At 29.5% G+C, this 8,902-nt stretch carries 10 protein-coding genes and 1 pseudogene; 2 read left to right on the top strand and 9 right to left on the bottom strand.

What is annotated here, in order from left to right:
• On the top strand, positions 1–275 hold a 275-nt coding region (locus BMZ74_RS13705), incomplete at its 5' end, for a transposase (RefSeq protein WP_143070132.1).
• Between the two features lie 47 nt (positions 276–322).
• Here the strand turns inward: BMZ74_RS13705 and BMZ74_RS13710 are convergent.
• The 9 genes from BMZ74_RS13710 to BMZ74_RS13750 all read right to left on the bottom strand — a co-directional run bounded on the left by BMZ74_RS13710 (position 323) and on the right by BMZ74_RS13750 (position 8,478).
• A complete protein-coding gene (locus BMZ74_RS13710; RefSeq protein WP_089862776.1) occupies positions 323–517 on the bottom strand; it encodes a hypothetical protein in 195 nt (64 codons plus the stop codon).
• Between the two features lie 53 nt (positions 518–570).
• On the bottom strand, positions 571–1,713 hold the full coding sequence (locus BMZ74_RS13715) for a DUF2264 domain-containing protein (RefSeq protein ID WP_089862777.1): 1,143 nt from the start codon (positions 1,711–1,713) through the stop codon (positions 571–573).
• A 44-nt stretch (positions 1,714–1,757) separates the two neighbouring features.
• Positions 1,758–2,576 (bottom strand): carbohydrate ABC transporter permease, encoded by an 819-nt coding sequence (locus BMZ74_RS13720; RefSeq protein ID WP_089862778.1) that lies wholly within the window; start codon positions 2,574–2,576, stop codon positions 1,758–1,760.
• A 24-nt stretch (positions 2,577–2,600) separates the two neighbouring features.
• Positions 2,601–3,509, bottom strand: coding sequence for a carbohydrate ABC transporter permease (locus BMZ74_RS13725; RefSeq protein WP_089862779.1), 909 nt, complete (start codon positions 3,507–3,509; stop codon positions 2,601–2,603).
• Between the two features lie 72 nt (positions 3,510–3,581).
• The gene (locus BMZ74_RS13730; RefSeq protein ID WP_089862780.1) at positions 3,582–4,847 is read right to left on the bottom strand and encodes an ABC transporter substrate-binding protein; all 1,266 of its coding nucleotides are present in this window, start codon (positions 4,845–4,847) and stop codon (positions 3,582–3,584) included.
• A gap of 164 nt (positions 4,848–5,011) precedes the next feature.
• A complete protein-coding gene (locus BMZ74_RS13735; protein ID WP_089862781.1) occupies positions 5,012–6,793 on the bottom strand; it encodes a sensor histidine kinase in 1,782 nt (593 codons plus the stop codon).
• A 187-nt stretch (positions 6,794–6,980) separates the two neighbouring features.
• The gene (locus BMZ74_RS13740; protein ID WP_089862782.1) at positions 6,981–7,505 is read right to left on the bottom strand and encodes a hypothetical protein; all 525 of its coding nucleotides are present in this window, start codon (positions 7,503–7,505) and stop codon (positions 6,981–6,983) included.
• 92 nt (positions 7,506–7,597) lie between these two features.
• Positions 7,598–8,053: a chemotaxis protein CheX gene (locus BMZ74_RS13745; RefSeq protein ID WP_089862783.1), complete on the bottom strand. Its 456-nt coding sequence runs from the start codon at positions 8,051–8,053 to the stop codon at positions 7,598–7,600.
• A complete protein-coding gene (locus BMZ74_RS13750) occupies positions 8,053–8,478 on the bottom strand; it encodes a bacteriohemerythrin (RefSeq protein WP_089862784.1) in 426 nt (141 codons plus the stop codon). Before BMZ74_RS13750 ends, BMZ74_RS13745 begins: the two co-directional genes overlap by 1 nt.
• Before the next feature lie 230 nt (positions 8,479–8,708).
• Between BMZ74_RS13750 and BMZ74_RS13755 the strand changes: the two are divergent.
• A pseudogene (locus BMZ74_RS13755) lies at positions 8,709–8,902 on the top strand (hypothetical protein); the annotation flags it as partial.

The following is an 8,902-nucleotide window of genomic DNA, read 5'->3' on the forward strand; positions in this document are numbered from 1 at the left end:
ATTTACTACAGATTCCTGATGTTAAAGAGTCTATTCAAGCTTTAAATAACTGGTATGAAAATGTTAGTCAGTCTAAATTAAATCTTTTCTATAGAGCTAAAGGAACAGTAAAACGCTGGGAACAACACATTATTAACTATTTTAAAACTAGAATAACCAACGGATTTGCTGAAGGATTAAACAACAAAATCAAATTAATCAAAAGAATTGGCTACGGTGTTCCCAAAGTTGAAAACTTAAAACGCCGAGTATTTTTATCATTGCTAAGTATTTAAGAGTAATTCAAAAAAACAAAGAGATAACATGATTCAAACGGTGCTATTTAGATTTCACAACATTTGTCAAAGAACCAACTTATATTAGTAAATTTTTCTGCACTAAATTTAATTTGTGTCAAATAATCTGTAAATATTTCATCTTCTTTTAACTTAGCAATCTGATTTTCAATGTCTGGTAAAAACAAGCTATCTCTAGGTTGATTAGATTTTAATGCAGCTTGCAAATCAGGAATTTTCATAAATCACCTCAAAACTTTTAAAATTAATGTTACAGGATTAATTTAAGTAAAGCTTATAACGCATGATCTGCAGCCACATTTTCTCCATTCCAGATCTTTTGAGAAGACCACTGCCGCTCAGGATTTGACCAGAAATTCGAATCATTAGCAAGTCCAAGAGCAAGAAAAACTTCATTAATTAGATAAAGACTGCCGGTATTAATATACGGTTCACCTAAATCAGGTTGTTTGCCATAGAGTCCTATAGTTAGCCAACCATTTTGATCAAATAAAGTATCAGCTGCCATTACCCGCTGGATAACTGCAGTTAATGCTGTCCTAATCTGAGCAGGTTTTAAAGAATAAGGTAATTTTTCTTTTAATGCTAATTGTGTTAAAAGTTGAAAAACACCAAAACGATAAGTTATTGAACGTCCTAAAGCTGGGAAAGTACCATCAGGAGCAATCATTTTTTCTAAAATTTCCCCATAGCGCTGTGCTCTTTTAACAATATCTTTTTCTAGAGCAGCAATTTCAGAATCTTTATCTTTCATAACATCAACAATATCTAGCAGCATTGGCTGAATAACAAAACTATTATAATAATCAAAATGAAACTCTGGGCCATCGCCATAAACACCATCACCCAGATACCAAGATTGATGTTCTCTTAAAGCATAATCAATTCTAACTGTATCATACTCTTCTCCCATAAAAGCTAGTGTTATTTCCACCATTGCTGAAAAAAGCAGCCAATTACAATAATATGGTTTGATTTTTCGGCTGTTCTTTAAAGATTTAATTAACATTTCTTTAGTTTCAGATTCAAGCTTATACCATAATTCATGAGGAGCTCGAATTATTGCTTGAGCTAAAAAAGCGGTATCAACCAGAGGCTGACGAATCTGATCAGCAAAGACCATATGATCTGCTGAGGCAGGATCCACTGCTTTAGAAAGTGCTTTTCTTGCTAACTTAGCATATTTCTGTAAAACTGACCTTTCCGAATCGGAAAGATCAGCTGACTTTGAGTTTAACTCTAACCAGGGGGCAATTCCATTTAATGTCCGGGCAAAAGCTTCTAAATAACTAAATTTGACTCGTTCTGGCTCACCCTGTACTGGTAAATTAAGTTTTAATGTTTCCTGACTTAGATTATTTAAAACAGGATTAATTATTTTAAGCATTGCTTTTAGCCAAACTTTTCTTACCATCATTTTAGTCCTCCATTAAATTATATTTAATTAATAAATTAAAATAATTAACTTTTAATTCCAGACATTGCAATACCCTCAACAAAATATTTTTGTAAAAATAAAAAGACAATTATGACAGGAACTACTGCAACAACAGATGCTGCCATTATTAATGCATAGTCTGAAGAATATTGTGTCATAAATTTCATTATACCTAACTGAATAGTTTTATTGCTATCTGAAGATAGATAAATTAAAGGGCCCAGATAGTCATTCCAGACAAAAACAAATTGAAAAATAGCTAAAGTTGCCAGCGCAGGTTTGGCAAGTGGCAAAATTATTTTAGAAAAAATACCAAAATCATTTAAGCCATCTATTCTGGCTGCCTCACTTAATTCATTAGGAATACTCATAAAAAACTGTCGCAATAAAAAGACTCCAAAAGGAGTAAATGCCTGAATTAAAACTAACGCCCAGAGTGAATCACTTAATCCTATATGCCTAATTATCATAAACTGCGGTATCATAATAACTTGAAACGGAACTGCTATTGTTCCAATATAGAGTAAGAATAATAAATTACGTTCTGGAAATTCAATCTTAGAAAAAGCATATGCTGCTAGACTACTAGTAAAAATACTTAAACCTGTAACTACCAGTGTTAAAAAAACTGTATTTTTATAATAAGTTAAGAAATCAATTTGTTTCCAGATTTCAATATAATTATGCCATTGTGGGTTATCTGGTATCCACTTAATTGGATATTCAAAAACTTGAATATCCGTTTTGATTGATGCAGAAAGCATCCAGACAAATGGAAATACCATAATTATAGCTCCCACTAATAATAATATATATATAATTGTTTTTTTGGTTGTTGACATGATGTTGCCTCCACCTCCTATTTATCAAGTATAGTTAACCCACTTTTCTTCTTTTTTAAATTGGAAAACTGTAATTGCCAGCACAATAAAGAATAATACAAAAGCAATTGCAGAAGCATAACCAAATCTATTATACACAAAAGCTTGATTATAAATATAATAAACTAAAACATTACTTGATCTTCCTGGACCTCCACTAGTCATAACCATAACTTGTGTAAATACTTTAAAAGATCCAATTAGAAGCATAATACTAACAAAGAAAGTAGTCGGTGTTAACATTGGTAAAGTTATGTACCGAAATTTCTGCCAGGCATTGGCACCATCTATTTTTGCTGCTTCATAAAGATTAGACGGTATTCCCTGCAGACCGGCCAGATAAATAACCATATAATAGCCAATTTGTTTCCAGACACTCATAATAATAATCGCAATCATTGACCAGTCAGTAGCAGCAGTCCAGCCAGGTGGATTATCTACTCCAAGTGTTCTCAAAAAATTATTTATTGGTCCCATTGAAGGACTGTACAGCATATTCCAGACAATTGCAATTGCAACCATAGAAGTAATATAGGGAATAAAATACATAGTCCTCAAGAATTTAACTCCTTTGACTATTTTATTTAATAAGATTGCTAAACCAAGAGAAATTACCATAGTTGCTGGTACTGAAACAATAGTAAAGAAAAATGTATTCTTAAGTGAAATTATAAATGTTTGATCTGTAAACATATAAGTAAAGTTTTTTAATCCAACAAAACGCATTGGATTGGAAAAGTCCCAGCGGACAAAGCAAAGCACAAATGCAACTACGATTGGAATTAGTGTAAAAATAAAAAAACCAATAAAATTTGGCAAAAGAAAAAGATAAGCTGTTTTTCTATTTCTTTTTGTTAATAATCCTGATTTTTTACTCTTAAAAAAACTTTTCATAATTTTGGTCACCTCCTAAGTTATCTTAAAATCTGGGCGAATGATAAAAATATCGCCCAGATTAATTTTAATTTACCAGTTTAATTCTTGATTAATTCTTCTTTCTATATTATCGATTCCTTCTTGAATTGTTTCCTCTTTAAGCATAATTAATTCATGTTCTTCCTGAATAATTGAACTCATAACACCAGCATTTGGAGCTGGAGGGAATTCTAAAAGAAGTTTTTTGGCTTCAAGAGCTGCTGCTGCATTTTCTGGGAATCCATCTGCTGAAGTATATACATCTAATACATCCTTAGTTTTTACTGCTGGAAGTACTCCATGTTTAGCAAAAATTTTAGCACCAGCTTCACTTCCGGCAAATTTAACAAATTTCCAGGATGCTTCTTTTTTATCACTATTAGCATTGATTGCTAATGGAGTTACAATAGCAACCGCTGTATCAGGCTCTTTCATACTGGTCCAATGAGGAGACTTGACAATACCCCAATTAACATCATGTCTACCTGCCTTGTGATCAGAAATAAGTGCACCAATTGTCCAGGTTCCAATATACATCATACCAACTCTACCAGATTCAAATTGAGTTCTATAATGGGCACTGGAAGTAGTCGCTTCACCATAAGACATTACAGATTTATCCTCATACTGCATTTTTAAGTAAAGTTCATAGCCAGGACGAAGGAAATCATAATTTTCACCATTAGCTAAAGTTATTTTTCCTTCCTGTTTTAAAACTCCTAAATTAGTTGCTAAAGACATCCAGGGCTGTAAGAAAGCTCCATATATTTTATCACTGCCACTACCACTTGTTAAAGCAGCAGCTTTTTCTCTAAACTCAGTCCAGGTCATATCATTGGTTGGATATTCAACCCCTGCCTGATCAAAAATATCTTTATTATAAAATAAAATCCAATTATCAGTTCTGTATGGAATACCATAGTATTTATCATTAACTTTAATTTCTTTCATTAAGCCACTATAAACAGAAGTATCAAAATTATCTCTTTCCATGTATTTATTTAAAGGTTCCAGACGATTCATTTCAATAAAATTCGAATAACCTGGCATATCTTTAACTGCAAATACATCAAGATCCTCTCCACCAGAAAGCATTACAGTAAGTTTATCACCATAATCCTGCGAAGTAACATCAATTACATCAATTTTAATGTCAGGATTATTTTTTTCAAAAGTTTTAATTAGTTCATGATACTCTGGTGACATTTCATAATCCCATAGAGCAACTTTAATAGTTGTCTGGGCACTAACTGAAAAAGTAACTAATAATAAGATTGAAAAAATAAAAATACAGCTAAAAAATGAATTCTTTTTCATAAAAATTTTCCCCCTTTAGTATTTTTTCTAAACTAATTATAAGAATAATTTCCAAAAAAATAAATACAGTATATTAATAATTAATGTACAAATCTAATTAATTTTAATATATATAATTTTCTCAAAAGTAATTCTATTATTTTCTTATACTTTTTATAGGTTATTTATAGAAATTTAATTGGTAGCCTAATAATTATTTCAGTAAATTCTCCCGGTTTACTATTTATTTTAAGACCATATTCTGCACCATAATTTATTTTTATTCTTTGATTAACATTATAAAGTCCAATTCCATTCAAACTATTTTTATGCTTAGCTGCCGTATTATTTAAAATTTTAGACTGTATATCTTCACTCATTCCAACCCCATTATCAAAAACTTTAATCTCTAATCTATTTTTTTCTTTGTTATTAGATTCATCCCGGCTAATAATAACTTTAACTAAATCAGCTTTTTCTTTAGCCTCAATGCCATGAAAAATAGCATTTTCTACCAGAGGTTGTAAAATAAATTTAAGAATTTGAGCATTTAATAGTTCTGCTTGTTTGATTTCTTTTTCAAATTTTATTTTTCCATTATATCTAATTTCCTGAATGTAAATATAATCATCAAGAATCGCTAGTTCTTCTTTAAGCTTAATTTCTTTATTTGTATCTACAGAAAGATTACGCAGTAATCTCCCCAGAGCAACAATCATTCGTTTAATACCATCATTACCATGTACAATAGCCATCCACTTAATAGAATTAAGCGTATTATAAAGAAAATGAGGATTTATTTGATTTTGTAATGCTTTTAACTCAAATTTTCTCTTTTTTTCTTCTTCTTCAACAATCTTTTTCATTAAAATTTTAATACTTTCTGACATACTATTAATCTTAGCTCCTAAAATTCCTAATTCATCCTGGCCTTCTATATGTTTATTTTGATCAAAGACGCCCAGAGAAATTTGATTGACCTGTCGGATAATTTTTTTTAATGGTTCAGTTAAATTATAGGAAAGATAAATTGTAAATAAAGAAGTTAAAAGTAAACTTATAAAAAATATTAATAGTGAGGTATGTTTTAAAACTTTATTTTGTTCTGCTAAAATAGTCATAGGTAATTTTTCTACTATAGTCCAATTATTTTGGGCTAATTTTTGATAAACATAGAGTGTTTCAATTCCCTTATTTTTAAGTATAAAATGACCTTTATCCTGATTAGACATCTCAGTAAGTTTAAGCTTTAAATTCTTGTTATTAAAAAATAATTTGTTTTCATCAGCAGCAAGAATATTATGCTGATGATCTATAGTGTAATATTTTTTAAAATCTGAATTGCTATTATTAACATAAATATCAGTAATTAAACTTTTTTTAAACCCAATAAAAAGCCAGCCGATTCTTTTATATAATATAGTATCAAAAATAGGTCTAATGACTGGAATAATATTTTTATAACTGCTAATTTGAGCTGGGTTTTCAATTAAACCGGGCCAGTAAACAGAATTAGAGTTTTGGCTTTGGTTTTTAAACCAAGTTTCTAATTCAACATCTTTAACATCAATCATAGAACCATCGCCAGCAAATTTAAATACTTTACCATTATTACCAATTACTAATAAAGAGCTAATATAATTTTCTAATGATGAGTTTGTTATATAAAGCTTAATTTGTTTGTAGAGTTTTAACTCAGCTCTAGCTGAAGCTAAATTATCTTCTCCCAGAATATTATTAAAATTAGAATTAAAATAAAACCAATCAGTAAATTTATTTGCCATTGAAATATGTTCTTCCACATTATTTTTTATATAACCAAGATCATTAATTGCGGTTTTAAGAGTATTTTTTTGATAAATATTACTAGTAGTATAGTAATAAAAAAAAGATACTGATAAAGAAAGAATAATTGTTACAAATATAAAATATAAAATTATCTTATTTTTTAATTTTTTGATTTTCATTTTAAATCCCCATTTTTAATTTATTTATCAAACCAATCATAATAATAAAGTAATAATAATTTACTTTATTACTATTTTATCTATAATTAAATAGTTATGTAAAGCCAAAAACCATATTTTAAATAATATTATTTAAAATATGGTTTAGATAATTTTAATTAAATATTCAATTAAGCTGCTATTAAGACTACTTTAAAGCAATATCTGCCTGGTACCAATTAATAAATATTTCTACAAACTCAACCGGTAATAATTCAAGATAAATAGTTAAATTATCAGCCATTGTTTCACTGTCATAATCAACAATAAATTTACCACCTGAAAGTTCATACAATTTTTCATCTATTTTTTCAAGCTTTTGCTGATGTGGGATTTCTAAATCTTCTCCTCGCAGAGAGCGAAATATTATTTTATTGATATCCTGACGGCTAATAACTCTAGTTTGGAGATGATTATCTCCTTTAACAATAATAGTTCTATTAGTCAGGACAATTTCTTTATTCCATGACTTATAAGTATTGATAATTACTGGTAGAGTATCAAAAATAAATAATAATGCACCAGATAAATAAATTAAATAAATTAATAATCTCTGATAAAAGCCGACACCTGGATAAAAAAACTGCAGTAAAAAACCAGCTAAAATAATTCCCACTGGTGTGTATAACTTTTCCAGAAACTTATATTTATTATAGCTAAACTTTTCTTCCATTTTAATCACCTTCTCAATTAACAGCCAGTTTAGAAAAAAATAATAAAAATAAAACAACTCCTTTAAAGTAAAATAGGAGCAGTTTAAGTTAATTATTTAATAGAAAAGCTTACATCAAAATCACCGAATTTAGTTTTAAAAGTGACCATTAGAATCTTTTCTGCTTCAGAGGAAATATTAATTTCTTTACCAGTTACTATTTGTGGGGGGGCAATATCACAGCTTAAATCTAATTCAGCTAAGCCTGTAGTTGCCTTACCACTAATAATATTTCCTAATTCTCCCATTGCTGAAGTAACAAATTTATCAATTTTTTGCATTTCCATACCGGACATAGCTTCAACAACAGCTAATGCCATTTCACGAGAAAAACTAAAAACTATTGAGCCCTTAATATCACCAATCATTCCAATAATAACATTTACTTCTTTATTAGTAACTAATTCAGTTCCTACAGAAACATTTTGCTTTTCAGGTTTAACTGCTAACATTGTTTGAAAAACAGAGTCGGTTGCTGCAATCACTGGATTTAAATATCTTACATCCATTATTTAGTATCCTCCTCATTCAGAGAGTTAATGTAGTCCCCTATTTTTTGATCGGTTGCTGCTACATGATTTATTAACCAGGTTAATAAATAGCCGCTAAATTCCATCAGTAAATCTTCATCATAGCCGCTGGCTTCAAATTCCTTTTTAAATTCAGCAATTTCTGATTTGAACTGCTCATGTACTTCATGATGATTCTCAAAATCAGGGTAATTATATTTTTTTTGTAAAGCTTCTTCGGCATTAAAATGGGTAACAACATAATCACCCAGAAAAGCAAGAGTTCGATCTATTTCAGCTTTTTTGGCAGCTACTTTTTCTGCACTTCTCACTGTTTGAATAAAATCTCCCAACCGATTAAAAAGTTCTTTATGCTGTTCATCAACCAGATCAACACCAATCTTATATTCATCTCTCCAGATCATTTTTTCACTCCTAACAAAATTATGTAAAATAAAATATCAGTTAAATATATTATTTCTTCATACTAATAATAATTCCTGCTCTTTAAAATCAATTAAAAAAAGTGGTTGTATAATTAATGTTGTGAAGAAAAAACTGTAAATCTAAAAATATCTAAATAAAAAAGGCATTTGCCTGGCTCCGTTGAATTAAATAGTTACAACACCAAAAATTCAATAAAGGAGTCAAGCAAATGCATAATAATCTTATCACAGATTTAATGGATTTACCAGACCTAGTTGCAACAGATTTAATTAAAACGGAGGAATATTTAGTTTTTGTAGCTGACTATAAAATAGATCATGTTAAATGTCCTGTCTGCGGCAAAAAAGCAGAAAAGATTCATGATAGAAAAACTCAAATGATTCAGGATACTTCTCTTCGAGA

Source organism: Halanaerobium salsuginis, assembly GCF_900114545.1.
GTDB classification, from domain to species: Bacteria; Bacillota; Halanaerobiia; order Halanaerobiales; family Halanaerobiaceae; genus Halanaerobium; species Halanaerobium salsuginis.

What these genes read in the sequence shown, in the direction of transcription:
- BMZ74_RS13750 (WP_089862784.1), bottom strand. Translation starts at nt 8,478, where the DNA reads ATGATCTGGAGAGATGAATATAAGATTGGTGTTGATCTGGTTGATGAA.
- BMZ74_RS13715 (WP_089862777.1), bottom strand. Translation starts at nt 1,713, where the DNA reads ATGATGGTAAGAAAAGTTTGGCTAAAAGCAATGCTTAAAATAATTAAT.
- BMZ74_RS13710 (WP_089862776.1), bottom strand. Translation starts at nt 517, where the DNA reads ATGAAAATTCCTGATTTGCAAGCTGCATTAAAATCTAATCAACCTAGA.
- BMZ74_RS13720 (WP_089862778.1), bottom strand. Translation starts at nt 2,576, where the DNA reads ATGTCAACAACCAAAAAAACAATTATATATATATTATTATTAGTGGGA.
- BMZ74_RS13730 (WP_089862780.1), bottom strand. Translation starts at nt 4,847, where the DNA reads ATGAAAAAGAATTCATTTTTTAGCTGTATTTTTATTTTTTCAATCTTA.
- BMZ74_RS13725 (WP_089862779.1), bottom strand. Translation starts at nt 3,509, where the DNA reads ATGAAAAGTTTTTTTAAGAGTAAAAAATCAGGATTATTAACAAAAAGA.
- BMZ74_RS13740 (WP_089862782.1), bottom strand. Translation starts at nt 7,505, where the DNA reads ATGGAAGAAAAGTTTAGCTATAATAAATATAAGTTTCTGGAAAAGTTA.
- BMZ74_RS13735 (WP_089862781.1), bottom strand. Translation starts at nt 6,793, where the DNA reads ATGAAAATCAAAAAATTAAAAAATAAGATAATTTTATATTTTATATTT.
- BMZ74_RS13745 (WP_089862783.1), bottom strand. Translation starts at nt 8,053, where the DNA reads ATGGATGTAAGATATTTAAATCCAGTGATTGCAGCAACCGACTCTGTT.